29 protein-coding genes are annotated in these 25725 nt (G+C 59.5%); 9 read left to right on the top strand and 20 right to left on the bottom strand.

What is annotated here, in order from left to right:
* Positions 1-154: 154 nt before the first annotated feature.
* The 3 genes from H8K11_03185 to H8K11_03175 all read right to left on the bottom strand — a co-directional run bounded on the left by H8K11_03185 (position 155) and on the right by H8K11_03175 (position 3510).
* Positions 155-1177, bottom strand: a complete 1023-nt coding sequence (locus H8K11_03185; protein MCS6262736.1) for an NAD-dependent epimerase — start codon at positions 1175-1177, stop codon at positions 155-157.
* Positions 1178-1393: 216 nt separating this feature from the next.
* Entirely contained in the window at positions 1394-3016 is a 1623-nt protein-coding gene (locus H8K11_03180) for an MBL fold metallo-hydrolase (protein ID MCS6262735.1), read from the bottom strand.
* Between the two features lie 5 nt (positions 3017-3021).
* Positions 3022-3510 (bottom strand): VOC family protein, encoded by a 489-nt coding sequence (locus H8K11_03175; protein MCS6262734.1) that lies wholly within the window; start codon positions 3508-3510, stop codon positions 3022-3024.
* Positions 3511-3625: 115 nt separating this feature from the next.
* Between H8K11_03175 and H8K11_03170 the strand changes: the two genes are divergently transcribed.
* Together H8K11_03170 and H8K11_03165 are read left to right on the top strand one after the other, a co-directional pair.
* The gene (locus tag H8K11_03170; protein MCS6262733.1) at positions 3626-4465 is read left to right on the top strand and encodes an SUMF1/EgtB/PvdO family nonheme iron enzyme; all 840 of its coding nucleotides are present in this window, start codon (positions 3626-3628) and stop codon (positions 4463-4465) included.
* A 41-nt stretch (positions 4466-4506) separates the two neighbouring features.
* Positions 4507-5349 (top strand): uroporphyrinogen-III synthase, encoded by an 843-nt coding sequence (locus H8K11_03165; GenBank protein MCS6262732.1) that lies wholly within the window; start codon positions 4507-4509, stop codon positions 5347-5349.
* Here H8K11_03165 and H8K11_03160 read toward each other — a convergent pair.
* The 5 genes from H8K11_03160 to H8K11_03140 form a co-directional block, all read right to left on the bottom strand.
* Complete coding sequence (locus tag H8K11_03160) at positions 5324-5848, bottom strand: hypothetical protein (protein ID MCS6262731.1); 525 nt, start codon at positions 5846-5848, stop codon at positions 5324-5326. The genes H8K11_03165 and H8K11_03160 overlap by 26 nt on opposite strands.
* A 6-nt stretch (positions 5849-5854) precedes the next feature.
* Entirely contained in the window at positions 5855-6781 is a 927-nt protein-coding gene (locus tag H8K11_03155) for an SUMF1/EgtB/PvdO family nonheme iron enzyme (protein MCS6262730.1), read from the bottom strand.
* Positions 6782-6810: 29 nt separating this feature from the next.
* Positions 6811-7461 (bottom strand): hypothetical protein, encoded by a 651-nt coding sequence (locus tag H8K11_03150; GenBank protein ID MCS6262729.1) that lies wholly within the window; start codon positions 7459-7461, stop codon positions 6811-6813.
* A gap of 305 nt (positions 7462-7766) precedes the next feature.
* On the bottom strand, positions 7767-8378 hold the full coding sequence (locus H8K11_03145; protein MCS6262728.1) for a polyisoprenoid-binding protein: 612 nt from the start codon (positions 8376-8378) through the stop codon (positions 7767-7769).
* Between the two features lie 2 nt (positions 8379-8380).
* Entirely contained in the window at positions 8381-9406 is a 1026-nt protein-coding gene (locus H8K11_03140; protein ID MCS6262727.1) for an energy transducer TonB, read from the bottom strand.
* Positions 9407-9558: 152 nt separating this feature from the next.
* Here H8K11_03140 and tdh point away from each other — a divergent pair, with 152 nt between their 5' ends.
* Together tdh and H8K11_03130 are read left to right on the top strand one after the other, a co-directional pair.
* Positions 9559-10593: an L-threonine 3-dehydrogenase gene (gene tdh / locus H8K11_03135; GenBank protein ID MCS6262726.1), complete on the top strand. Its 1035-nt coding sequence runs from the start codon at positions 9559-9561 to the stop codon at positions 10591-10593.
* Between the two features lie 90 nt (positions 10594-10683).
* On the top strand, positions 10684-11874 hold the full coding sequence (locus H8K11_03130) for a glycine C-acetyltransferase (GenBank protein ID MCS6262725.1): 1191 nt from the start codon (positions 10684-10686) through the stop codon (positions 11872-11874).
* A 4-nt stretch (positions 11875-11878) separates the two neighbouring features.
* Here the strand turns inward: H8K11_03130 and H8K11_03125 are convergent, their stop codons facing one another.
* The 4 genes from H8K11_03125 to H8K11_03110 all read right to left on the bottom strand — a co-directional run bounded on the left by H8K11_03125 (position 11879) and on the right by H8K11_03110 (position 14826).
* Positions 11879-12823, bottom strand: coding sequence for a VacJ family lipoprotein (locus H8K11_03125; protein ID MCS6262724.1), 945 nt, complete (start codon positions 12821-12823; stop codon positions 11879-11881).
* Between the two features lie 258 nt (positions 12824-13081).
* Positions 13082-13843, bottom strand: a complete 762-nt coding sequence (locus H8K11_03120) for an alpha/beta hydrolase (protein MCS6262723.1) — start codon at positions 13841-13843, stop codon at positions 13082-13084.
* A gap of 6 nt (positions 13844-13849) precedes the next feature.
* The gene (locus H8K11_03115) at positions 13850-14482 is read right to left on the bottom strand and encodes an outer membrane beta-barrel protein (protein MCS6262722.1); all 633 of its coding nucleotides are present in this window, start codon (positions 14480-14482) and stop codon (positions 13850-13852) included.
* Positions 14483-14586: 104 nt separating this feature from the next.
* Positions 14587-14826: a hypothetical protein gene (locus tag H8K11_03110; protein ID MCS6262721.1), complete on the bottom strand. Its 240-nt coding sequence runs from the start codon at positions 14824-14826 to the stop codon at positions 14587-14589.
* A 461-nt stretch (positions 14827-15287) separates the two neighbouring features.
* On the opposite strand from H8K11_03110, the gene H8K11_03105 reads away from it, so the two are divergent.
* Together H8K11_03105 and H8K11_03100 are read left to right on the top strand one after the other, a co-directional pair.
* The gene (locus H8K11_03105; GenBank protein ID MCS6262720.1) at positions 15288-15707 is read left to right on the top strand and encodes a hypothetical protein; all 420 of its coding nucleotides are present in this window, start codon (positions 15288-15290) and stop codon (positions 15705-15707) included.
* Between the two features lie 218 nt (positions 15708-15925).
* Entirely contained in the window at positions 15926-16378 is a 453-nt protein-coding gene (locus H8K11_03100; protein ID MCS6262719.1) for a PEGA domain-containing protein, read from the top strand.
* A 33-nt stretch (positions 16379-16411) separates the two neighbouring features.
* Here H8K11_03100 and H8K11_03095 read toward each other — a convergent pair whose 3' ends face one another.
* From H8K11_03095 to H8K11_03075, 5 genes are all read right to left on the bottom strand, one after another.
* Positions 16412-18367: a DUF4105 domain-containing protein gene (locus tag H8K11_03095; protein MCS6262718.1), complete on the bottom strand. Its 1956-nt coding sequence runs from the start codon at positions 18365-18367 to the stop codon at positions 16412-16414.
* A gap of 2 nt (positions 18368-18369) precedes the next feature.
* Positions 18370-18879: a DUF3015 domain-containing protein gene (locus H8K11_03090; GenBank protein MCS6262717.1), complete on the bottom strand. Its 510-nt coding sequence runs from the start codon at positions 18877-18879 to the stop codon at positions 18370-18372.
* Between the two features lie 121 nt (positions 18880-19000).
* Positions 19001-19486: a metallophosphoesterase family protein gene (locus H8K11_03085; protein MCS6262716.1), complete on the bottom strand. Its 486-nt coding sequence runs from the start codon at positions 19484-19486 to the stop codon at positions 19001-19003.
* Positions 19487-19500: 14 nt separating this feature from the next.
* The gene (locus H8K11_03080; GenBank protein ID MCS6262715.1) at positions 19501-20634 is read right to left on the bottom strand and encodes a M48 family metallopeptidase; all 1134 of its coding nucleotides are present in this window, start codon (positions 20632-20634) and stop codon (positions 19501-19503) included.
* A 174-nt stretch (positions 20635-20808) separates the two neighbouring features.
* Positions 20809-21492 (bottom strand): TIGR00266 family protein, encoded by a 684-nt coding sequence (locus tag H8K11_03075; GenBank protein MCS6262714.1) that lies wholly within the window; start codon positions 21490-21492, stop codon positions 20809-20811.
* Positions 21493-21738: 246 nt separating this feature from the next.
* Here H8K11_03075 and H8K11_03070 point away from each other — a divergent pair, with 246 nt between their 5' ends.
* Genes H8K11_03070 through H8K11_03060 form a run of 3 tightly spaced genes read left to right on the top strand, consistent with a single transcriptional unit; the run spans position 21739 to position 23878 of the window.
* A complete protein-coding gene (locus H8K11_03070) occupies positions 21739-22074 on the top strand; it encodes a hypothetical protein (GenBank protein MCS6262713.1) in 336 nt (111 codons plus the stop codon).
* Positions 22071-22907, top strand: a complete 837-nt coding sequence (locus H8K11_03065; protein MCS6262712.1) for an HDOD domain-containing protein — start codon at positions 22071-22073, stop codon at positions 22905-22907. Before H8K11_03070 ends, H8K11_03065 begins: the two co-directional genes overlap by 4 nt.
* Complete coding sequence (locus tag H8K11_03060; protein MCS6262711.1) at positions 22904-23878, top strand: diguanylate cyclase; 975 nt, start codon at positions 22904-22906, stop codon at positions 23876-23878. The genes H8K11_03065 and H8K11_03060 overlap by 4 nt, the downstream gene beginning before the upstream one ends.
* A 50-nt stretch (positions 23879-23928) precedes the next feature.
* Here the strand turns inward: H8K11_03060 and H8K11_03055 are convergent, their stop codons facing one another.
* The 3 genes from H8K11_03055 to H8K11_03045 form a co-directional block, all read right to left on the bottom strand.
* Positions 23929-24435, bottom strand: coding sequence for a DUF3106 domain-containing protein (locus tag H8K11_03055; protein ID MCS6262710.1), 507 nt, complete (start codon positions 24433-24435; stop codon positions 23929-23931).
* A gap of 300 nt (positions 24436-24735) precedes the next feature.
* Positions 24736-25095 carry a hypothetical protein gene (locus H8K11_03050; GenBank protein MCS6262709.1) on the bottom strand — a complete coding sequence of 120 codons (360 nt, stop codon included), beginning with the start codon at positions 25093-25095 and terminating at the stop codon, positions 24736-24738.
* Positions 25092-25643, bottom strand: coding sequence for an RNA polymerase sigma factor (locus H8K11_03045; protein MCS6262708.1), 552 nt, complete (start codon positions 25641-25643; stop codon positions 25092-25094). The genes H8K11_03050 and H8K11_03045 overlap by 4 nt, the downstream gene beginning before the upstream one ends.
* Positions 25644-25725 lie beyond the last annotated feature (82 nt).

Raw genomic sequence — 25725 nt, 5'->3', positions numbered from 1 at the left:
GATAGCGTCAAACGCGTGCACGGGTTCAAGGAACTCTACTGGCTGTTGTCGCAATACGCGATCAGGTGGGTGTCGGAGGTGGCCGAGTGGGCCTGACGAGTTCCTCAACCACCTCCCTGGAGAACCGCTGCAGGAGCACGCGCTCCGCATGCCATCACACTTTGTAGTACTCCCGATACCACTGGACGAAGCGGGCGATGCCGGTCTCGATAGAGGTCGCGGGCTTGAAGCCCGTATCACGCATGAGATCCGCGACATCGGCATAGGTCGCAGGCACGTCGCCGGCCTGGAGAGGGAGGAAGTTCTTTTGGGCTTTCATGCCCAGCGTCTGTTCCAGAACCTCGATAAATCGCAGCAGTTCGACCGGCTGGTGATTGCCGATGTTGTACAGCCGATAGGGTGCGGAGCTGCTGCCGGGGTCGGGGTTGTCACTCGCCCAGGCCGGGTCGGCTTGAGCGGGCCGATCAAGCGTGCGCAACACTCCTTCGGCGATATCGTCGACATAGGTAAAGTCACGCTGCATCTTCCCGTGGTTGAACACGTCGATGGGCTTTCCTTCCAGAATCGCCTTCGTAAAGAGAAACAATGCCATATCCGGACGGCCCCAGGGCCCGTAGACAGTAAAGAACCGTAATCCCGTAATCGGGAAGCGATACAGGTGCGCATAACAATGCGCCATGAGTTCGTTCGCCTTCTTGGTCGCGGCGTAGAGCGACACGGGATGATCGACATTGTCGTGCACTGAGAACGGCATCTTCGTGTGGCCGCCGTACACCGAACTCGTGGAGGCATAGACCAAGTGCTCGGCCTTGTGATGCCGACAGCCTTCGAGAATGTTCAGAAACCCGTCAATGTTACTGGCGGTGTAGGCATGCGGATTGACCAGGGAGTACCGGACGCCGGCCTGCGCCGCCAGATGCACCACGCGCCGAATGGCATGCTGCTCAAAAAGCGCCGCCATCCCCGCACGATCGGACAGATCCAGTTTGACGAACTGAAATTGGGGATGAGAACTCAGGCGCGCGAGCCGCGCCTCTTTGAGGCGCACGTCGTAGTAGTCATTCAGATTGTCCAGACCGAGCACGGTGTCGCCACGATCGAGCAATCGCCGGCTCACATGAGACCCGATAAATCCGGCGGCGCCGGTGACAAGCACTAATCCTTTCCCAGACCCCATATCGCTCCCTTCCTTTCCCAACAGGCTGCTCAAAAAGCTCGCCAGCATCGTTCCGGCAAGACACGGCCGCCTCACCGTCTCGGCGGCGTTCACAAACGTGACGCGCTGTATTCAGCGTCGTGAACCTCAGAAGCTCACCGTACTGCACGAGTACGATGAGCCTCTTCGCTTGCTGTGGCCTGGCTGGACGACTTTTTTGAACAGCCTGTTAACCGATTACCGTCCGCTGCGCTTCATGAATGCCGGATCCCCGTGATCCAGTCGATAGAGCGACAAGGGCGCCAGGGCCTCGGCCGCAGATGACACCTGCACCGTCCCGTCACCGCTGCTCCGGAACAGATCCAACGCATGAGCGCGATGATACCCGCACCCTCGCACTCCGAGAAGATCTTTCAATTTTTCCGGCTGCTCCCAGTTCGCCGTGAGAAGCGCCGTGCGCGCCGGATTGCGCTGGCTGAACATAAAGGACAAGTGATCGGGATACCAGTCGGCGCCGCCGGTGGCATACGACACAAACAGCTTCGCCCGGGCGACGGCGCAGAGCTCGTCCAGATACCCGTTCGTGAGGTACCCGTTCTCTCCGACTTCGAGCCAAAGGCCCGGGTGGGACAGGGGCGCATGGGCGGCATAACTCCGGATTTCCTGTAGCTGCTGCTGCGAGGCCAGTACCAGCGCGATGGGACCATATTTCTGGACGAGCTGCTGAAGCACCCCTTCCTTGATGGCCGACCGGCCGCTGTTGGTCGGACCGCTGTCCGCATGCACCAGCACATTCTGCCCGCGATCGGTCACGAGGTAGCAGTTTCTCGGCATCTCCAAATCGCAAGGATCTTCGCCGTAAAACGGGACGGAGACCACGGCGCCGCCGTCGAAGTTCCAAGTCTCCCCGTGCGCCAGTTCGACGATGTGAGTAAATCCCAGCTCCCGAAGCAGCGGTAGGTAGTCGTAGAAAAACTTCTTCCTATTGCGCCGGCTGGGAATCACGATCGGCACGTCTTTCGGCACATGCAGCAGGGTCCGGGGATCCACGTGGTCATCGTGGTCATGGGTCAAAAAGATCGCGGCCGGTTTCGGCAACATCGAGACCCAGAGGCTCGGCACATTCGACTCTGCGAACCAGGGCAACAGCCAAGGATCAAACAACAGGAACCGGTCCTGCTGCCGGTACATCAACGCGGCATGGCCCAGATGAATCGTGTCCCGATCCTTGGTATTGGCCAACCACTGGTCTCGAATCGAGGCGTGCTTCGTCGTCGTGAGGCATTCGTATTGGACCAACAACTCCATCAACTTGGTCAACAGCCGCTCGCCGTCCCGACCGGCCGTCGCCACGATCGTCTGAATCGCCCCGGCCTGCTGCGTGCCATCTAACATCCCCAGCAGTTTTCCGACCACCGGTCCCATAGGACGCTCAAACGGCACAGGAATCGCCTGACGTTTCACGGCATTGAAGATGCGCAGGCCGCTGTTGACCACGGTGGCGGATTTCGTGGCATCGAAGGGATGCGACCAGTGAAACTGCCCATCCGGCTGACGCCGGGCCGTGATGTGCTGACTCAGCTGTTGTCGGGAATTGACCAGCTCGGCATAGGCGTCTTCCAGCCGTACCCTGGTCTGTGGGTCGCCGAGTGTCGCGCGACGGGAGAACACATCGCTGATGGCGGTTTCCACACAGGCGAGAAAGAGGCTGTGGGCTTCGTGCAAACTCGCCACCACCTCCGGGGCCACACCGCCGATGAATGGAAACGGCCCCGGGGGCTGATTACTTTCGAGCTGCACCCACACCCAGGGCGCCAGCCCTACATACTGATCGCGCGGCAATGTGTCCCAAATACCCATGGTGGTCAGGCGGGAGGCAAGAATTCCATCCGGCTGATCGTCGGTTCGTATAACGCCTGGATGACATTCCCGTCCGGATCAGTAAAGTAGAAGGAGTAGCTGCCGTCGCGATGTTGCTTGGGAGGCTTGGCGATGGTGGCCCCATACTGAGCCGCATCCTGCTGGACATCGCGGAACATCTCATCCACGTGCGCCGGGCTTTCCAGAATCACACCGACGTGATCGAGTAACTGCCCACCCAACGGCTGGTAGTGAGCCAACTCGGCAGACGCGATTTGATGCAGGGCCAGGTTGTCAGATCCCGAACTGAAGTACACATTGTCCGGGTCGGGCTCCCACACCACTTTCATGCCCAGAAATCGCTCATAGAACGAACGGGACCGGGCAAGGTCGGTCACACGCAGGGCCAGATGTCGCAAGCCTCGATGAGTCGGCACGTCGGAGTCTCCTTGGCCGTATAGTAGGTGGGGGCCCGTCACCCCGTCAATCCTCATTCTCCGGCCTCGGCCACCCCCGGCGAACACATTCTCCGCCCAAGCCGTGTCTGAATTCTCCGCCGCTGTGGTACGATCTGCCATCGACTTTTTTGAACCAAAGGAGTGTTGAGCTATGGTGGCACGATCCGTCCTCGCAATAGTGGTGGCGCTCATCGGACTGAACGATGTGAGTTCGCACGTATTCGCAGCGCAACAGACGGCTCTCCCCAAAGAGATCACAGGGAAGGATGGCGCGCCGTTGATCCTGATTCCATCAGGGTCGTACCCGATGGGCGTGCCGACCGGAGACCGCGACGGCGGACGCGATGAATACCCACGCCACGTCGTGGAGATTACCGACTTCTATATCGACAAGTATGAAGTCACGAACGCGCGCTACCTGGAATTCGTGAAGGCCACGAACCACCGCGTTCCGCAAAATCCCAAAAACCCGACCCGCAATCTCTGGGAGGGCATCGGCATTCCAGCCTCCCTGGCCGACCGTCCGGTGATCAATGTCGATTGGGCCGATGCCGACGCCTACTGCAAGTGGGCCGGCAGGCGATTGCCGCGAGAGGCCGAATGGGAGAAGGCCGCCAAGGGCAACAACGACTGGCGCTTCCCCTGGGGCAACGTCGAACCGACCGACAAACATCTCAACTTCAACCAGAAGTGGATCGGCGAGAAGACGCTCATGCCGGTGGGCAGCTACGAGAGCGGAAAAAGTCCGTACGGTGTCTATGACATGGCCGGCAATGTCTGGGAGTGGGTCAACGACTGGTACGATGCGAGGTACTACGAAAAGAGCCCCGACAAGAATCCTCCGGGACCGGACAGCGGCGAGAAGAAGGTCATTCGAGGCGCCGGCTGGCAAAATGAGACCCCCACGGTCCGTATCTTCACTCGCGTAGACAGCGATCCGACGATCAGAAATGAATCGACCGGGTTCCGGTGCGCGATAGATGCGAAGTAACTCAGCCGGCGGGGTAACCGGTGGTTGAATCACGGAGTACGATGGCCAGTGCGGGGTTTAACGGGTTGACCGTCGCTGCGTTTGAATCGCGCATGGCGGCGGAAATGACGCGGCTGATCGAGCGCCACGGCGGCAAACCGCTGGTGGCACCGGCCCTGCGGGAAATTCCGTTGGAAGACAACTCTGCCGCGCTGCAATTCGGCGAGCTGCTGTTGACTGAAGGCCTCGACGTGCTGGTCCTGCTGACCGGGGCCGGCACGACCACCCTCTTCGAAATCCTGCACAGCCGTCACGCCAAAGACACGATCAAGAATGCTTTAAAAGAGACGGTGCTCATTGCGCGCGGCCCCAAACCGGTGGCCGCACTCAAAGCTCTGGGATTCCAACCGACGTTGACGGTCCCGGAGCCCAACACCTGGGTGGATGTCGTCTCGACACTGGATGCCTACCGGCCGGTCACAGGGTTACGCGTGGCGGTGCAAGAATACGGGTTACCGAACCGCGACTTGCTGGAGGCGTTGAAGCAGCGTGGAGCCAATGTGGTTCAGGTGCCCGTCTACCGCTGGGCACTCCCGGAAGACACGGCTCCACTGAAACTGGTCATCAACCAGATTCTGGCTGGGCAGGTGCAGGTGATGCTGGTGACCAATGCCGCCCAGATCGATCACGTGATGCAGGTCGTGGAGCAGGAAGGAAACACGGCGCAGTTCAAAACGATCTGCCGGCAACTGGTCGTCGCCTCCATCGGTCCCACCGCCAGCGAGCGCATCCGCAGCCACGGCTTGCCGGTGGATTTCGAGCCCTCACACGGAAAGATGGGGATTCTGGTGAAAGAGACGAGCGAACAGGCCCACTCGCTTATGGCGAGGAAAGCGGGTGCGTGACGGGAGGAAGCTTGACGGCTACCCCATGCTCAATCGTGAATGATATGTGCCCTCGCTGTGCGCCTCGGTTGGCATAGGCTTCGTAGACTCTGCCTTCCTCCAACGCGACGAGGTGATTGCCTGAGGAGCCCTGGATGAAAAACCCGCTCGGCACCTCCCCGAACCGAATCGCTCCCACTGCGAGAGCATTGATCTCCGGCAACTCATCCAGCGGTTTGAGCAGCTTCTTGCCGTCTTGCATCCTGTACAGCGATGACTCTTCGTAGGTCGCAACCTCCCATCTCGCGCCGGAGTAGTGAGAGACGACGCCGAACCGGCTTAGAGGTGTGGGATCCGGTGCATCGTTTTCGTGAACGATGAATAGAACTGATCCGTCTTCATTCAGAATCTCAATGTTGAGATCCTCAATCTGACAGGCCGCGAGCAGCAGAACAAGGCTCATCAGGCCTGAGACGAGCTGATTGGTCCTTCGCTGTGTGGGAATTGCCAGGTGAGGCACCTCCGACTACTTCGCTTCGGTCGGCTGTCCTGAGGCCCCTTCGTTCACATCCCGCGCACAGCGGAAACCCATCCAGTTCATTTTGGTATTAGGATCCGTGCCATTGCGCTGCGCGACACGCACGCTGGGGGTGCTGTCGATCCAGCCTCCGCCGCGAAAGCTCCGCTGACTCCCCGTCTCCGGGCCTTTCGGATTCTTATCCGGTCCGGTGGTGTAGTATTTCGGGTCGTACCAGTCTGCGACCCACTCGGCCACATTTCCCGCCATCTGAAACACGCCATAGGGGCTGGCGGCATTGTCGTACTTGTCGACAGAAATGATCGGCGGATAGAGCAACAGCCGCTCGGGGCGGTCTCGCACCGGTCCTGACAGGCCCGTACGGCCAAAATTCGCCCTGGAGAGTCCGGCCATCTGATTGCCCCATGGATAAATGCGCCCATCCTCACCGCGCGCGGCCTTTTCCCATTCCGCCTCGGTCGGCAACCGTTTCCCCGCCCACTTGCAGTACGCCTCTGCGTCGAACCAGGACACGTGCATGACCGGGTGACTGACCATCGTCTCCTGAAAATTCCCGCCGTCATACTGCCAATCGATGAGGGGGTCGCGGTTCGACGCCAGGACAAACTTCAAGAACTGCACCGTGGTGACTTCGTACTTGTCGATCTCATAGGCATCGAGATAGATCTTCCGCTGAGGAAATTCGGCCAGGTAAGAATTCTTGTCGACTTTTCTATCGCTCCCCATGAGGAACTCGCCCGCCGGGATACGGATCATCTCGTCATGCGCCGGCAACTTGGCGCGCTCCATCGCCAGCTTCTTGCCTTCCGGCGTCCATTCACGAACGACATCGGCAACATCCAGCGCATAGAGGGACCCGCTCATTCCCAAGACCACCGCACTCATAGCCCACAGGGCCGTTCCTAGCTTACGCACGATGAGACTCCTTTATCTTCGAACACGCATTACATCGGCTGCTGGCTCGGTTCCGCGGCAGCCGGCTGGTGATCGAACTCTTCCAATGGCTCGAAATTGAGCGGCAACTGAAACAGATAGTCGATCAGGGGCCTGAATTTGACGTGCTGGTACTCGACAATCCAGCTCCCGTCTTTCTTGGCCAGTTTCATCGGAAAGTGGATATCGGTCGCGAGCCATTGATAGTAGACTTCCGTCCGCTCGCCTTCCTTCACCGTCACTTCATAGAGCGTGGTCGGATGCCCCTCGCGCGTTTCCGTCCCGATCTCTTCGCGCGACACCTCCCCTTCCAGCCGCTCCGTGACCTTCAGATCCTGCTCCGCCAGGTACGGCACGGTCTTGAAGTGCTTCATACGCGACAGCAGGAGCCAGACTACCTTCTTGTCTTTGCGCACAATGCTGATGTTGACGGGCCCCATCGTGTGATGTTCGATCCGCCACATGTTGTCCCGATAGAAAATGTTGGACTTCTGGGTTCGACCATTGATCTTGGTGATCTGATCGGCTGTAAACTCCAGCGCCCCGGCTTCCACGGCAGCCAGGCTCCACAGTAACGCCAGCACTGTCACCAGCCGGCCCATCCACATCCCGCGTATGTCACCGATGCCCGATCCGATTTTTCCAGCCCGCTTGCGACACATGACGATGCTCCTACTCTCGGCCTCCGAATGCCCCTTGTTGATCCATCACCCCACACCACCCATCGGCCCACAGCACCGAGTCGCCCGTAACGCGGCCAAGGGACCAGCCCGAACAAGAACCGGATGCCCGGGGACATCCTCCCTGCGCCTCAACCAGCTGCTGTGTCGGTTACAACCGGCATCACGGAGAGGGCGGCCCGCAGCGCTGATTCAGAGAGACCTCGCTGCATGCGCCGCGGCTGGATCCGCCTGCCCGGCATGGTGACCGGGCAGGCGTGCGGCTTCTGAGAGAGGGGGTATTCGACTTACGACTTGGCTTTAATACACTCGATGTCCAGCTTGATGAAGACCTCGTCTCCCACCACCAGCCCTCCGCTATCAAGGGCCTTGTTCCACACCATGCCGAAGTCTTTCCGGTTCACTTTGCCTTCGGCCGTAAATCCGGCCCGGATATTCCCCCACGGATCCTTGGTGACCCCGTTGAAATTGCCCGTGAGCGTCACCTCTTTCGTCACGCCATGCAGCGTCAGATCACCGACGGCGGTATAGCCGTCGCCCGTCTTTTTGTAGCTCTTCATTTTGTACGTGATCGTCGGGTATTTCTCGACATCGAAGAAATCGGGATTGCGCAGATGCGCGTCGCGCTTTTCATGGTTGGTCGTCACCGAGGCCGTCTTGATCGTCGCTTCAAGCCCCTTGACCGTCCCGGCGTCGGGGTCCATTTCGATAAATCCGGTGTAGTCTTTGAAATGCCCGGTGGTTTTTGAAATCACCATATGGGCGACTTTGAACTCCACGATCGAATGATCCAGATCCACATCGTATCGCGCCGTCTCGGCATGCCCGAACGTCGCGCCGAACAGCACCGTTGCGCCCATACACCACATGGCCATCGCACGACCGATCCGATTCGTCATAGCTACTCCTTTGCAGGACCGCTTCCGGCGGTGCCTTCCTTCGGTGATGGGGGCACGACAGGCTTGGACGGTTTTTTCTCGACCGTCATTTGCACATCGCGGGTCGCGACTTTCGCCCCCGTTCGCATGCGCACATGCACATCGACGACATCGCTGCTGATATCCGGCGGTATCGGAGGGAACGGATGGGCGTGGATGATCGTTTGCAACCCGGCGTCGTTGACATCCCGCGCTCCCGAGCCTTTCTCCAACTGAATCAACTGCGCCACACCGCTTGCATACATCTTGAAATGCACACGCACTGTCTCGCTGCTGGGAGCCCGGCGTATCGAGCGTATCTGCCGGCTCCAGTTCCGGCTGATCAAATCGCTGACCTGCTTCCAATAGGCTTTGGATTCTCCGGGGGGCGGCAAGGGCAAGAGGTCTTCCTCGGCGATGGTCGCATTCACCGCCATCACCTGCTCCGTCGCCTTTTGTACCGCCTCGGCATCGGCTTCAGGACTCTCGGCAGGCGGCCCGGGAACCACCTCGGCTTCGGCTTCTTCGACCGGCCGGTCGCCGAGCGTGACATAGACATCCCGCTTGAGAAACTCTTCGAGCCCCGTGATTTTTGCGCGAGCGAACGACACCCGAATCCGCACGGCCTTCGGATGCACGGTGGTCCGGCTCTTCAAGATGGAATTGGGCTCCAGAATCGCCGTGCCCTGAAAGACCGCGGGAGCGGCGTCTTCGCTCAACGATACCGTCTGACTCTGAAAGCCGGGAGACTCGATGATCGCCATGACCGACTCGGTTCCTGCGGGCACCCCGCCAAGGGTGATGCCGAGCACGACGTCCTTGCCGACCTGGACCGATCCATCCGGCTCCGTGCTGACCAGTTCGAATTGCGCCCACCGCTTCGCGGGTGTCGGCGTCGAGGCGGGAGAGGCACCGGCTGCGGCCTGAGCAGCCATGATCAGAAGGCCTAGTACGAGCCACAATCCGCCGAGAGCCAGGCCCGGAACCCTACCAAAGGTGTATCGCATCATCGCATCCTACCCATGAGCCCTACCCAGTTCAACCCGTATTTTGCCCCGGCGATTCGGGCGAACCGCATGCTCACATTCAGGCCAGAGACCACCTGGTCGGGCAAGTTCTCGCTTCGGCTAGGCATTTCCGGCGGTCTTGTTATAATGAGCCCATGCGCGCACTCGTGAAGACCGCCGCTCAACCGGGGCTGACCTATTCCGATCGCCCCGATCCCACACCCGGTCCATCTGAGGCCGTCATCCGGGTCAAAGCCACGTCGCTGTGTGGAACCGATGCCCACATCTATAACTGGGATGCCTGGGCCCACAGCCGCATCCATCCTCCCAGGACGATCGGACATGAAATGTGCGGCGAGGTGGTGGCCGTCGGGGCGGATGTCACGCTCGTGCGCGTGGGCGACTATGTCGCGGCTGAATCGCACTTGACCTGCGGCGCCTGCTTTCAATGCCGCACGGGCCAGGCCCACGTGTGCAAGAACTACCGGATTCTCGGCGTCGATCTGGACGGCTCGTTTGCCGACTACGTCGCACTCCCTGAAACCGTGCTTTGGAAAACGTCTCCGGACATTCCGCCGGAGCTGGCTTGCCTACAAGAACCTTTGGGCAATGCCGTCGATGCGGCCCTCGTGGAAGACTTGACCGGCCACACCGTTCTGATCACCGGCTGCGGCCCGACCGGCCTGTTCGCGGCGGCCGTCGCCCGCACCGCAGGAGCCGCCACCATTATCGCCACCGACGTCAGTGATTACCGCCTGAGCCTGGCCAAACAAGTGGGCGTCGATCACGTATTCAACGCCAAGACCGACGGCCCGGAGGCCATTGCCGCAGCGATTCTGGATATCACCAAGGGAGAAGGCGTCGATGCGTCGTTGGAAATGTCCGGACACCCCACGGCCTTGCACCATGCCTTCCGCGCGGTGAAAAACGGCGGTCGCGTCACGCTGTTCGGCATTCCCACCGGCCCCGTCACCTGCGACCTCGCCAACGAGGTCATCTTCAAAGGCATCCGTGTCCATGGGATTACCGGTCGTCGCCTGTTCAGCACCTGGTATCGCCTGGCCGGTCTCTTCAAAGCCGGCCTCAATATCCGTCCGGTCCTCACCCATACATTCCCCCTTAAAGACTTTGCCCAGGGATTTGAATTGATCAAATCCGGCCAATGCGGCAAAGTAGTCCTGTTTCCATAAACGACCGGGGCCAGAGTTCCACGAAACGGATCGGATATCGGAGCTTCCCTCAACCGTTTCACGCTTCATCTTTTACATTTCACGAGGATCATGGCCTATACCTCGCTCAAAACAGCCGCCGAACAACAACTGGCGGAGATCCGTGCCGCCGGTCTCTACAAGACCGAACGGCAGATCCTGAGCCCGCAGAGCACCGAGATTCAGGTGGCACAGGGGGACGTCGTCAATCTCTGCGCGAACAATTACCTCGGGTTGGCGAATCATCCGGATGTGAGGCAGGCGGCCATCGACGGACTCAGAGAATTCGGGTATGGCATGGCGTCCGTGCGATTCATCTGCGGAACGCAACGACTGCACAAAACCCTTGAAGCGGCGATCAGCACCTTCTTCGGCACTGAAGACACCATCCTCTATAGCTCCTGCTTCGACGCCAACGGCGGACTGTTCGAAACCCTGCTGGACGAGCGGGATACCATTATCAGCGATGCCTTGAACCACGCGAGCCTGATCGACGGCATTCGCCTCTGCAAAGCCGCCCGGCTGCGCTATGCCCATGCCGACATGGCCGAGTTGGAGACACGACTGGTGGAATCGACCTCAAGCCGCGTGCGCATGATCGTGACCGACGGGGTATTTTCAATGGACGGCGATCTGGCGAAGCTGGACCGCATTGTGGAGCTGGCCGATGGATACGATGCCGCCGTGGTCGTGGACGACAGTCATGCCACCGGCGTGTTGGGGAAAGGCGGACGCGGCACCCCGGACCATTTTGGAGTCGCCGGGCGGATTGACCTCGTCACGAGCACCCTTGGCAAGGCGCTGGGCGGCGCAACCGGAGGATTTACCACCGGCCGGAAAGAGCTGATCGAACTGTTACGACAACGTTCCCGGCCCTATCTCTTCTCAAATAGTCTACCGCCGGTCATCGCCGCAGCGGCACTGAAGGCCATCGAGTTGGTGGAACGAGGCGACGACCTGCGCCATACCTTGATGGAGCAGGCCCGCTGGCTCAGGGGGCAGCTGACCGCTCTCGGCTTCACCCTTGTGCCGGGCACCCATCCGATTATTCCGGTCATGCTGGGGGAGGCAACGGTCGCAACGCAGATGGCCGACCGCCTGCTACAAGAAGGAATCTACGTGGTGGGATTCAGCTATCCGGTCGTGCCGAAAGGACAGGCCCGCATTCGCTTGCAGCTGTCTGCAGCCCACACCCGCCCGCAACTTGAGCGGGCCGTGGCGGCCTTCGCGAAGGTAGGCCGCGAACTCAACGTGATCGGGTAACCGGTTATTCCCTGATCGCGTTTCGCCGTTTCTGAATGTAGGCGTTCTTCACTGCTGTATACAGATCAAGGGTCGCTTCCTCGACTCCCTGAAACTTCTCCAGGTTCAACGAGCGATCGTTCAGAATTTCTTCGACCCGGCCGCCGATCTGTGCGATGGACGAGGTCGTCCGATTGTGATGGGCGACCAAGGAAGGAATACCGTTCACCTCGATAATAGGGAACACCATCCAGTTGATCGGGTTCAGGGCGATATCTCCAACATACCCGATGAGATCCCGCAGGGTAAACGGAGGCAGAAACGGCAGCACTACGTAGGGCCCGGGCTTCATGCCGTAATACCCCAATGTCTGCCCGGTATCTTCTTCAGGCGTCGTGATGTCCATATACTTCGCGACATCGACCAGCCCGCCCAACCCGAAGGTGCTGTTCAGGAGAAACCGGCCGACCTCGGTGCCGGCACCGGATAATTTGCCCTGGGCGAGATTGTTGATCAGCCGGGACGGAAAGCGGATGTTATAAAACAGGTTACTGATCCCGATCTGCACCGGGTTCGGCACCACCGCGTTATACCCCTGCGCAGCCGGCTTGAGGACCCAGCGGTCCACTTGCCTATTGAATTCGAACACTTTCGTATTGAGCGGCTCCCACGGGTCATATTCTTCCCCCCCCGCAGGCTCGTCGCTTTTGGCAAACGGATCGTAAAACGGATCTTCGGCCGGTTCGACAGTCGGTTCCGTCGCCGCAGGGGGAGCGTTCTTATTCGCCACCAAAATCACATTGGACGAGACGGCTGGGGCGGCAGCGACCTGAACTGTTTTCACCCCCTCGCCTCGAGACTCCGCCCGTGCAATGGGGTCCGCCCCGGCACTTGTATTCAACGCGGTTTGAGACGGCCCGCCGGCACATCCCACCACCGTCAAGACCGCGCCTGCACACACCACCCTCACGAACCTTCTTGCGTTCACCCCTATCCGATGCACCATGCCTCCTCACCGAGAGCTCATCATGCCCGATTCGACTCAACTACCACACCTATCCGGTGCGACGAGCGGACGCACTCTAGCAGAATATACGGACAGCTGCCAGATGATGACGAGCCGCATGCCGACCTCACAGCCAAGCACGCGATCGCTTCATCGCATCTTACCAAGCGAACCGATCCTGACCAGAAAAAACACAGAAGGTGCGGAGCGCCCCTCACGACCTCAGCGACCGAACGCAGCGGCAATGAAGGCGGACAGTTTGGCAAAATAGGCCCGCCCGCCGACCGACGGCACATCGTTGTGATCGGCCCCGCGCACGATGTAGAACTCCTTCGGCTCTTTGGCGGCGGCAAAAGCCTGTTGGCCCAGTTCGATCGGGATAATGTCGTCACGATCTCCGTGCACGAACAGCTTGGGCAATGACAAATGTGGGAGCCGATCCTCCAGTCGAAACGAGGCTCCCAGCAACCAGTGCACCGGTAAACCCATGTAATGATGGCGGGCCACGGCCTCGATCGAAGGGAAGCAGGACTCCAGCAGCAGCCCCATGGCAGGCCGCTGCGTCGCCAGTTCCCCGGCCACCGCGCCGCCCAATGAGCGCCCGAAAATCATCAGACGTTCCGGCCTGATTCGGCGAACGCGTGTGAGATAGTCATAGGCCCCGATCGCATCCCGATAGAGTCCGTCTTCCGAGGGACGCCCCTGGCTCCTTCCATACCCTCGATAGTCGAACAGAAACACCGACAGCCCCAACCGATACAGGGCGCGAAGATTGTCCAACCGGTGGATCATATTGCCCGCATTCCCGTGGCACCAGAGCAGGACCGGAGACGCAGCAGACTGCTCTGCATACCAACCGAACAGCTTCGTCCCATCGGAAGCTTGAAACCAGACATCCTCCAACGGCACGCCGCCGGCCGCGGACCAATCGCCCTCTTTCCACGGTTCCGGATGATAGACAAAGAATTGATCGAGCAGACTCATGGCAGCTTAGAACCGCAGTCCAACGCCGACCACTCCATAATGAACGCGAAAATCTACCGCGAGCCCATCCCAATGGTAGTTGGCGGAAAAGTGGCGATACTCTCCGAAGACATAGACCTTCGGACTCACCATGACCTGAGCCCCCGCCAGATACTGATGACCGAATGCGCGCGCAGACTCGAAATCCTTGTCGGCCCGTCCGATGATATTGGGATTGAGCAAGGTCCCATGCGACCAGCCGCCACCGATTCCGATATACGGTGTCACCACCTCACCCGGATACCGGAGCACCAGGTTGACCATCGTATTCAACACCAGCAAGCTTGAGCGTCCGGTCCCGTTATTCTGTCCGTTCGCTGTATTCGGGAAGGAAAGTGCGCCGCCATGCCCGTAGGAATCAATCTCGATTCCGAACATCCGGCGCGTGGCATGGGGAAAGAGGCCGATTTTCAACCCCGCGCCGAAGCCATGCTGCACTGAAGCCGGCACCGTATCGCCCTGGTTGAAGAGGTTCTGGTCCCTCGGCCAACTCCCCAGTAAATATCCGCCCAGATCGATTTCGCCGAATTCCGCGCTGCCGGCTGCGAGCGGATGCCACAGGGAACCCACGAGAAGGCACAGGAGGATGGGAAGCCACATACACGTCGTACCGTACCATGTAGGAGGCCACTGAACGAAGAAAGAAAAAAGGGTCTTCGGGAGAGTATCCCGAAGACCCTTTCTCAGAGGGATAACAAACCGGATCAGCTGCCCTTAACGATGGTGCACCATTCGCCAAGGATGCCGAGAATGTTCTTCGCCGAGTGATCAACCGACGCCACCGTGGTGATCCCGCCCGCCGCTTTCGCCGCCGAGACGCTGGCATCACCCGTTGCAACCCAGCCGAGGATCGACTGGCCGCAGGCCTTGCCTTCCTTCGTGGCGCTGTTGTGGGTCGTGGCCACATCGCCGTATTTCGTTTCATTGTAGATTCCACCCGCCATCGGAGACGCCACGATCTGACAGCCCGTGAGGCTGAGATACGCTGCGCTGATCAAGCTCAGAGAAAACAAGACGGTCACCTTCTTCATAAGTCCTCCCTCTCGAGGTTAGTTGATGGCGCCCACCAAGTTGGGGCTCTACGTGGCGGGAGTATAGGTAACCTCTCCAGGCTTGTCAATCGCAAAGCCAGAAGTACCACGTACGATTACGCCGAACCGTACAAACCCTAGGGCCGTACGGCCCCACTGCGGAAGGGTCCGTTGATGGGGTGACTCACGAGGCTGAGATCGAGGCTCAGCGCAACGATGTGTCGCCTCCCACCGTTTGTAGGTCTCTGTTCGTGCCTCTGTACGTTAGCCGCACGTATTCCTCCTACCTCATAAAAGCCTTCGAGTCCTCGCAGACCGGAACGGCCATGTTCCCCCTGCGCGGATCGACTCACCAGAAATTCAAGGAGGCGGATATGAGGCATTGGGGAAAGACCAGAAACACCCTCTTGGCGTTGATTGCGGTTTCAATGATGACATCAGGCTGCTCCGTGGTTATGGCGGCCAGCCGATCTAGCTATCGCGGCGATGTGGCAGTGATTAAGGAGGGCGCGCCACGCACTGAGGTGCTTGCCGAACTGGGTCAGCCGGATTCGTTCAGCAAGACTGAAACGGGAGGATTTGACGATCGGTATGTGCTCGACCCAGATGCTCATCGTACATGGGTAAAAGTTGCTACCGCGATCGGTCACCTCGGGGCAGACTTTTTCACGCTGTGCCTCTGGGAGTTTGTCGGCACCCCGTACGAAATTGCCGTCCGCGACAAAGTGGTCACCTACCATCTGCAATATTCTCCTCAGGGAACATTGACCTCAATCGAAAAGATCAAGGGTTAGCACGGCGCCCACGTCTTCCTCATTGAGAGAATAGCTGTGGTTTGGCTGAGGGTCACGACCACAGCCAAACTATCCCCCCCCCAGAACGATTCATCTTTTCAAACCACTCGGCTTCGTTGACCTCCGGCAATCACCTGCTAGACTTTCCGATGGAACTGGAATTCAGCGGCTTCGAGACACGACCGCCTGAGAGCCATCACACCAGCTGAGGACTACCCATGCGCATATGGTTTATTCAAGCAATCCCGGCCATGTTCATCCTGGCGCTGAGCAGCGTCGTATCCGGCTGCGCCACGATCGTTCACCTGGGTGGCAACGAAGAACTCAACGTTTCCTCGGAACCGGCCGGCGCGAACGTCGTCATCGATGGGACGGAACGAGGCGTCACGCCTCTGGCCACCAAGGTCGAGCGCAAAAAAGACCATGCGGTGGTGCTGACCAAAGAAGGATTCGAGGAGAATCAGTCGAGAGTCGAAAGCCACCTCTCCTGGTGGGTAGCGGGAAATGTGATTCTAGGGGGAGTGGTCGGAATTCTGGTCGATGTCTTGAGCGGTGGCGGGTATACGATCGAACCCGACGCGGTGGCCGTGACGCTGAAGCCAATCGAAGGCGTAGCCACATCCGCAGCGCCCTCCCTCTCCAGCCTGACCCAGTCGCCGCCCGTTCCGTAATCTCCGAAATTTCCAGTCCGCCGTGCAGGCAAGCTAGAAAAATGCCTGCACGGTGAACAGTACATCATTGTCGTGATCGCGGTGACTGTACTCCAGGCGAAGCGCCCAATTCTGCGCGAGTGTATACCGCTGGCCCACCGACCAGCGCACATCGTCGGTCCTTTCACCCAACGCATACCGCAAGTAGCTGGTCGAGGCCAGCAGCCGCCACCGCTCAGCCAGATCGGCATAAAAGCCGACCGACGCTCCCCCGCCGACCCGATGCCTCTCCTCATAGGCTCGACTGTAATTTCCCTCCACCTCGGCAAACGCAAACCATACTTCACGGCGTAGCATATGTGTTTCCGCGGCCGCCCCGATCCCGCCGTTGAAATTCCAGTTACTGCACAACTGGCATTCGCGATGGCTGATTGTCTGCATGCCGATATTTAATTTCCACGACGGCGCATGAAACAGACTATCGATCGGCGAAAGCGACAACACGTTCAGCAGGGTGGCCCGTTCGATTCTTGTCTGGTCCGCTCGATTGTAATGGCGGACACTGATCGAGCCCACCTCGATCTGCGCATCCGGGGTATAGCCAGGTTCCGGATCCAGCAGATCGTGATACGCCATCCGCACACCGACCTCTTCGTAGCTGTCGTCGTTGCGCCAACCTGCCCCCAGACTTGCGCGAGATGTCTTGTGCCCCAGCTCCGGCTGCATGGCGAAGGGAGCAATCGAGAGATCCTCTGACGGAATTCGCAAGAGACTCCGTGCGGTCAGGATCTGCCGGTTGTGATCTCGAGCCGTCGCCGCCTGCGCCTCGTCGCGCTCAGCCTTGTACCGCACATAGTCGGACGCGACATCCAGCACGAACGCCTGACGGGAGAGCGACAGACTCCGAACAGCCTCCGATTGAGCGGCCGACGCATCGCCCACCAATTGTTTCACCAGCCTATGCTCCGAATCCGTCAGCTGTTCTCGCTTACGACGAATGAGCGTCACACGGGACGGGCGAAAAGCAATCTCTTGTACGAGGCTCGCCTCGGCGGCAAGCACTCGAACCGTGTCGGCCGGAATAGTCCAGAAACGGAACCGTTCGATGAGGTGCAGCGAGGGATCCGCATACTCCAGCAACGACAACAGGTGGTACGAACAATTTTCCTTGAAGAAAAAATAGTCAAACGACGCGTTCCCAAGTTCCCAGGCGTGCATGAGGAGCCGGCGGATCTGCCGATCGTTAAGATTCAGTCGATACTCCCAGATATCACGATTTTCGATGTCCCGATATTCCTGCACCTTCAGGTAATAGGGGACGGTGGAGAACTGCCCCCGGTAGCCGCCCAAAATACCGCGCACCGGATAGGCGAGACCTTCATCCGGAGGGACGTCGGCCGCAAAGTTGATCGTATAGGCCAGCAAACGAGTCTGAGCCGTTTGTCCTTCTTGATCGATGCGCAAGAAGGTGTGGCCGAACATGGAAGCCGGATTGTTCATAAAGGCCGACGGAAACACGAGCGTGATGGATCGAGCATGAAACTCCTCCAGCCATCGTTCGAACCGTTCGCACCGCATGGGTGGGAGCTGGACCGGATCGAAGCCGAGACGCTCTTGCAGCCATGCATACCGCGCCACAAAGGCGCATTGAGCCGGTTGCTTGGAGCGACCGACCAGCTCCGGCGAAAAAAACTGTCTCAACGTCGCCTCGAGTTCCACCTGGGGATCGGTTTTCCCCTCCGGCGCGAGAAAGAACCCGGGGTCGTCCTGCTCACTCGTGTAACCGCCGAACAAATTGGCACGATAGTGCAACAGGAGATGCCATTCGCGCGCATCCGCCAATCTCGCCTGGCGGGCCTGTTGAAGGAGTTGTGTGAAATACGGCGCGGGCGGATCTTCCGCCGCAACAGAAGTCGCGAGCAAAAAAATGACCAACAGAGAAAACAGGATGAACACGATGGGAAGCCGAGAAGCGAACAGGGCTCCGGCCGATGACCGGAGCCCTGACATCATTAGCGGCTGACGGCTTGAGCGAGGACAGGGCTCTTCGATACCGCGTCATTCAGCGTCTTCACCAACGCCACCGACGAGGTTTCACCGTCCTGCACGAGCGCCGTGTAGCGTTCCTGGGTCAACGCGAAAAACGCCGGATGCTGTTCATCCGGAATCCCCATGAGCGACGCCAGGGAGGCCAAATGCTCACCTTTTCCCTGCGCCATCTCCTGCGTCAGATTCTCAAAATTCAGGAGCGCAAACATGGTGGTCTTCTGATCCGCCATGACCTGCCCGTCGTTCGTGCACCCCGACGTCCCCGAACTGATCCCGAACGTGCCGCTGCCGAAGGTGCCGTTGGTCGTGGCCATCATGACCTGTGGCGCAATGTTCTTCTGATTCTTATAGTCCGCCCACGCCAGCTTCCCGAGACCACAACCCGGTCCGGTATCAGGATTCGCTGCCATGACCAAGCCGGCCTGGGACGCCACCGCCACCACACCCAACGCAACGATCAATTGTCTCAGCATAGGTCCTCCTCCTTTGCACAAGTGAATGACTCCGCCCGATGCTCCCCACAAATGACCTGCTCATTATAGCCAACGCTCCCCACCATGTAGAGCAAAAAATCCTGCAAGCGGGCAGAGCATCTCATTCCGCCCGATCGGCCAGCATAATGTGCCGCGCGTCGATGGTCCCGGCATCGAGCAGGAGCAGGCCCACTGCACGAGGCAGGTGAAACCGTTTCGGTCCCGCCGACCCGGGATTGAACAACAACACCCCCTCCTGCCATTCCACCTTCGGTTTATGGGTATGTCCGTAGACACAAATCGCCGGATGTGTCCGCGTCAAGAATCCAGTCCCGTCGCGGGTGAATCGCCCCCCTTCATACAGCCGGTGATAGAGGGCCACCCGATGCCCCGCCAGATCGAGCACCTGCTCCACCGGAAACCCGCTCGCCTCGAACCCATCCACGTTGCCGGATACGGCTGTGACCGGAGCAATCTGTGTCAGCAGTTCGATGACGCCACGCGTACCGATATCGCCGGCGTGAAGGATATGGTCGACCCCGGAAAAGTGACGGAGTAGCGCCCGATCGAACAGTCCGTGCGTATCCGAAACCACTCCAATCCGCATCCGCAGCTCCGCAACTATTTTTTTGGTTCGGACGCGCCCAGTGAATCCTGAACGCCTTTCCACTCAAAGGTGAACGGCTCGGGGGTCTGCTTGGGCAAGGCGGCCAGCTCTGCTTTCAACCGCTCGGCGCGAGCCGCGCTCATGGGATGCGTGGAGAAGAGCTCCACACGTTCCTTGTCTTTTTCCGAGAGACGTTCAAAAAACCGGATCATGCCGTCCGGGGCGATTCGTGCATCGGACAAGAGGCGAATGCCGGTGACATCCGCTTCCGTCTCCTGCTCACGGCCGAACTTCAATGTGGCCAACTCCAAACCCAGTTGCCTGGCCAACCCAATCAGGCCTTGCTGATCTCCGACGAGAATACTCACCACCGCGGCTAACCCCATCATCTTCACGAGGCGTTCCATCCCATGCCGCTGCAACACATGGTTCAACTCATGACTCAATACCCCGGCCACTTCTTCGCCGCTCTCCGCCTTCTTCATCAGGCCGGTGAACACCACCACATACCCCCCCGGCAACGCAAACGCGTTCACCACGGGGCTCTGGACCACCGACACCTGAAACGTGTAGGGGTTGTTGGGAATCTTGGCGGTCATGCGCTGAGTCATTTCCTGCACCGCGCTGACAGCCGGGCCTTCCTTGAGCACCGTTTCTTTTGAGAGGAAGTCCTGGTAGACCGTTTCGCCGAGCTTCTGTTCCCACTGGACCGGTATGCGAACGACCACCCATTCGACGATCAGATCCGACCCGAACCACACCATCAATCCCAGCCCGACCACCACCCCCACGGCACTGCCCCACAGGGCGCGATGACTGTGGCGCGCGCGACGAACTTGCTCAGCCGCCTGTTCCACACGCGCCATCAATGCAGACGGAGCGGCGCGACGAAACGCGATGATCAATGCCGGATCCTTGAGATACAACGTCCGGACCGATGCGCCGGCTCCCCACGACACCACCAACTGATCATGATCCAAGCCTCCGGCCTCGACCGACATGTCCGCGAACGAGACCAGCTGCTCGACGAGCGGAGAATCGCCCGTCGGCCTGATGTGCAAACCATCCGCCGACACTGCCACCACACAAGGGGCACCTGACGCCGGCAGTCCGTCAGCGAAATAGAGCGCGTTGGGAGTAGAGTTCATCGGGCCTGGACTTTCCTCATGAAAAACTATCGTCTGTGAAGCGGGCGTTCAAAACGGCGGCCAACGCGGCCGCAGGCGAGAAAAAACCGGAGGCGTACCCTCTGGGGTACGTTGAGGATTTTTTCGAACCGAGTACAAAGTTGGCCGGCGTTTTCAGCGCCCGCCATTCAGCCGCTACTCAGAGACGGGGATGAATTGCCTAATCCAATTCCCGAAGCTGCCGGGATTGCGGCTTTGGATATAGACCACACCGGGGCCACGGAAGCGGCACACCAGCCCTTCACCTGACGTCAGGCTGGCAATCCAGCCGGAGGAGGCCTTTTCGATATTGTATGTGGTGGTGGACGTCCAGGCCACGAGGTGGCTGTTATCGACGATATACTCTTCGTTCGGCTTCAGCTCGATTTTGTGGATCGCCCCGAAGCTGTTCAGGATCAGCTGACCGGTCCCGCCGATCTTCAGAATAAAAAACCCTTCGCCACCCAGCAAACCGCGCGTGAGACTTTGCATCTTGCTTTCGATCTTCACACCTTCCGCGCCGGCCAGAAAGCCATCCTTCTGCACCATGTATTCATTCACGCCGTCGAGATCCAGCAAGACAATTTCACCGGGCACGGTCGGGGCTAGGAGCACTTCCCCCGCTCCGCGGCTGGCGCGCAACGTCTGGAAGAAAAATTTCTCGCCGCTCAGCATCTTCCGCGATAACGCGCCCAGAAAACCGCCTTCCATTTTGCTTTCGATATCGATCGTCGGCGAGGCGGCCACCATGGCGCCGGACTCGGCTTTCACCGTCTCCCCCTCGTTCAGATAGACGCGCACCATCGGAAATGCCCCGGGATACAGAATCTCACTCTTCATCTCGCGCTCCCTTCTTGAAACCACAGCCCGCTGACGATGCAGCCGATTCTGTGGAATGTCCCCCATCCTGTCAAGTCACGCCCGACTTCCAGCAAGGCACCGTCTTACGCGACCAACGCAGCCTGCTCAAGATCGGTAGAGTTTACTCCGATAGAGACCACACGGGCACCCTCATGTTCGAACGGTCGGCCCATCCAGACAACGCACCGGTATGACTGAACACATCGACGGTATACGAGCGCAACGATGAAACGAGTCGTCATCGAAGAACTCACGACAGGCATGATTCTCGCCAAACCGGTCACCAACAACGCCGGGCTGGTAGTGCTTCCTGTCGGCGCCGAGTTGGATGAAGCGACCCTCTCGCGATTGCAGCGACTCGGCCTGACGTCCGTCTATGTGGAGGGGGAGGCCGGTGATGCGAGTGGCAAGACGCTCGACGAACTGGAGGCCGAGCTCGACCACCGCTTTCGACTGGTGGCACAGGATCCGATTCAATGCCAACTGCGCGAGGCGATTCGACTCCACCTTCGAGCCACCCATGGCATCAGCGACCATCCGGAGGCGACACCCTCGGCATGAATCCTTCAGAGAAAATCGATCTTCGACGGCGAATCGAGCAAGTCGGTGAGTTACCGACTCTCCCGCATGTCGTCCAAAAACTGGCTTCCATGATCGGCCGCCCCAACGTATCGGCGGAAGAAATCGGGGCTCTGATTGAAAAGGATCAAGTACTGTCCGCCAAAGTGTTGCGGCTGGCCAATTCGCCCTTTTACGGATTTCCTTCGCGGATCGCGTCGGTCGCCCATGCCGTAGTGGTCCTGGGCTTAAACGTGGTGAAGGGCCTCACCCTTTGCGCGACGGCGTTCGACATGATGCGAAACGCCGGCATGAACGAACTCTGGCGGCACTCGCTCGGGGTTGCGATGACCGCGCATATTCTGGGCACCAAGGCGGCCATGAAGAATCCCGAAGAAGTGTTTGTCGCCGGGCTCCTGCACGATATCGGCAAAGTCGTGCTGTACGTCAAATGGCCCGATGTCGGCCAACGGATCACCGCCGTGACCCGCAACACGTCCCAGCCCCTGATGGACGTGGAGCAGGAATTGTTCGAGGTGACCCATGCCGATGTCGGAGGCTGGCTCGCGAGCGCCTGGCACCTTCCGACCAGCCTGCGCGAGCCGATTCTCCACCACCACACTCCTGCGGCTGCTCAGGACGCAAAGCTCCAAACTGCCATCGTGCACGTCGCCGATGTATTGGTGAAGGGTCTGGCCTGCGGCAATCCCGGCGACAACCTGGTCCCGCCGCTGTCCCGGTCAGCCTGGGATCTGGTGGGTCTGGACGCGCAGAGCCTCGCCCACAGCCTCGCTCAGGCCACGGAAGAGTTCCAGACCATCGACGACTACTTATGAGCGGATCTCTACAAAACCGACGCATTTTGTTGCTGCACAGCGACCCGCTTGAAATCGAACGCCTGACAGCAGGATTGAACCGGTCAGGATTGACGGTGGTGTCAGCGGATGCCGGCCGCCTGGCGATGCACGAGCTGGTGCATGATCCGCCCTGTCTCGTGCTCGCGGCCGAAGGCACCAACGGCCGTTCGGCAGATACGTTAGCCCGGGACTTGCGCGCCGACCCCTTCCTGGGACGATTGCCCCTGATCATTCTGGTACGCGATATCCGGGTCAACGATTTGGATTGGGCGACGCTGGGGGTGGACGACTATATCGCCGTCCCCTACCGCCCCGACGAAGTGCCGCAGCGGGTGCGCCTCTGCCTGAGCCGACTTGAACGCTCGCTGGACGCGAATCCCCTGACCAGACTCCCCGGCAACAGCACAATTCTCCATGAAACGACCGCGCGCATCGAAAGCCGGGCGCCCTTCGCGCTGGCCTACCTGGATATCGACAACTTCAAATCGTTCAACGACCGGTATGGCTATGCCCGCGGCGACGAAGTCCTGGTCGTCACCTGCCGCATCCTTACGACTGTGGTCAGTGAACTAACCGGTACCGACGGATTCGTCGGGCATGTGGGTGGTGACGACTTTGTGTTTATGAGCGCCCCCTCCGCCATCGATGCGATTTGTCAGACTCTCATCAAGCGGTTCGATCTGGTCATTCCGGACTTTTACGATCCGGAGGATCGACAGGCTGGATTCATCGACTCCGTCGACCGCCGCGGCAACCACGAACGATTCCCCATCATGAGTCTGTCCATCGCCGTGGTGACGAATGAACATCGCGTGATCTCCCATCCGGGAGATGTCAGTAAGATTGCCTCGGAATTGAAGAAGGTCGCCAAGGGCCGGCCCGGCAGCGTCTACGTGAAGGACAGCCGGAAAATAGATTCCTCTGATTCAGCTTCTGAATCGACCCACTAGGTGCACGAGGAAAGTGTCATAGGGAGAGACCGATCGACACATTCCAATGATTACTGCGGCGATGACCCGCCGGGAGCCTGTCCGCCGCCGTTCCCGCCATACTGACGACGAAGTTCCCGCCGGTACGTGCGCCGTTCCTCCGGAGACATGCTTTTGAATTTTTCCCGCAGCTCTTTTCGCTGTTCGGGCGGGAGGGACCTGAACCACCGACGGGCATCGCGCACCGACTCGCGTTGTTCAGGAGGAAGCTGGCGAAACTGCTGATACCGTTCGCGCAGCTGTTGCTGTTGCTCCGGCGGAAGCGTCCGCCATTGTTTGAACCGTTGCTTGGCTTCCTGACGCTCTTCCGGCGTCATCGTCCCCCACTGCTGCGCCCCGTTGCGTAACCGTTGTTGTTTACGCGGAGGCAGCTGATCCCAGTTGTCGCTGAACCGTTGCAGCAGTTGCTGCTCGCCGGGGCTCAACTGGCTCCACGGCACGCCCGCCGCATCGCCCTGCGCCCAGGCAGACGCCACGCCGCATCCCAGCACGATTACACACACCAGCAACGCTCTCATGGTCCGGTCTGCATCCTCATCGGATCAGGTGGCACGTTCGAATTACGCTTCTGCTCGCCGCCCTTCGACGGTCTTCGGGGACTTGTCGCCGGGCCTCTCGTATCGTCCTTCGATGTCAGACGTTCGTCTCTAGGAACATCCTCCGTGACTTCGAATGGATCCACCCAGCGGCCTGAGTCGTTCTGCCAGGACCCCAGGAAGTCGAGAAAATCGGCATCGATCTCGTCCGGTTTCGGCGCCGGCTCCGGAGCTGCCTGAGCCAGTGAGGCAACCAGACAAAAGCCGAGCCACAGCCAACACCTAGCCGGTCGTGGCGGTGCCATCGGCCAGCCAGTTGTAAAATTCAAGATCTTCCGACAATTCGATATTTTCAGGGGATTGCATCAGTTCGAGATCTTCGAGCAAAAGATGGGAGTGATTCGCTCCGTTGGCTTGCCACAGCCAGATGGTGACAATCAGCGTGGCCATCGATGCCAGCGCCACACCCCCGGCCCACCGAAGCCAAGGTTGCCGGCGCCGCGAAGCCGCGTCCAGCGCAGCCAGTCTGGCCCGCTGCACCGACAGCACTGTCTTCTGATCGAGATCCTGCACACTGCGATCGAGGAGGTGTTTCGCCGCAACTGCGAGCGGATCCCGTTGTTCATCCGATCGTTCGTTCATGGCCAATGCGCTCCCAACCGCGTTCGCAACACCTGCAACGCCCGGAACAAATGCGTTTTGACACTGCCTTGCGAACAGCCCATGGCTTGAGCCGTTTGCGCGACATCCAGTTCTTCCCAAATGCGCAACAGAAACGCCTGCTGCTGTCGCAGCGGAAGGGCTCGCAACGCCACCTCCAGCTCCGCACAAGCACGTTTACGCTGCACGTCCTCATCCGGCGCCACGGCGGTCGCATCCGCAATCTGCTCCAGTGGATCCTCCCCCTCCTCTTCATCGTGAGGGCTGCGGAAAAATTCCCGCAGGCGATTGCGCACCCTCTCGCGGCGATACCAGTCCCGAATGCGGCTCTGCAGAATACAGTGGAACAGCGGGCCCCATTCCTCCTCGGCCCGTTCGCCATACTTGTGCGCCAGCTTCAACATGGCATCCTGCACCAGATCGAGCGCCTCATCCTCATTCCCCGTGGCGATATGGGCCATGCGGAATGCGCGCCGCTCAATCCCTGCCAGGAACCGATCCAATGCCTGGGTTCGATCCAGTGATCCCACCCTCTCACCCAGGCACAGGCTGCCTGGCTGTCCATCGACGGCAATCTGGGAATGACAGCCGTTCATTCCCGCCTATCCACTT

Source organism: Nitrospira sp., from assembly GCA_024998565.1.
Taxonomy (GTDB): Bacteria; Nitrospirota; Nitrospiria; order Nitrospirales; family Nitrospiraceae; genus Nitrospira_A.
This window is presented reverse-complemented; position numbering and strand designations above follow the sequence as displayed.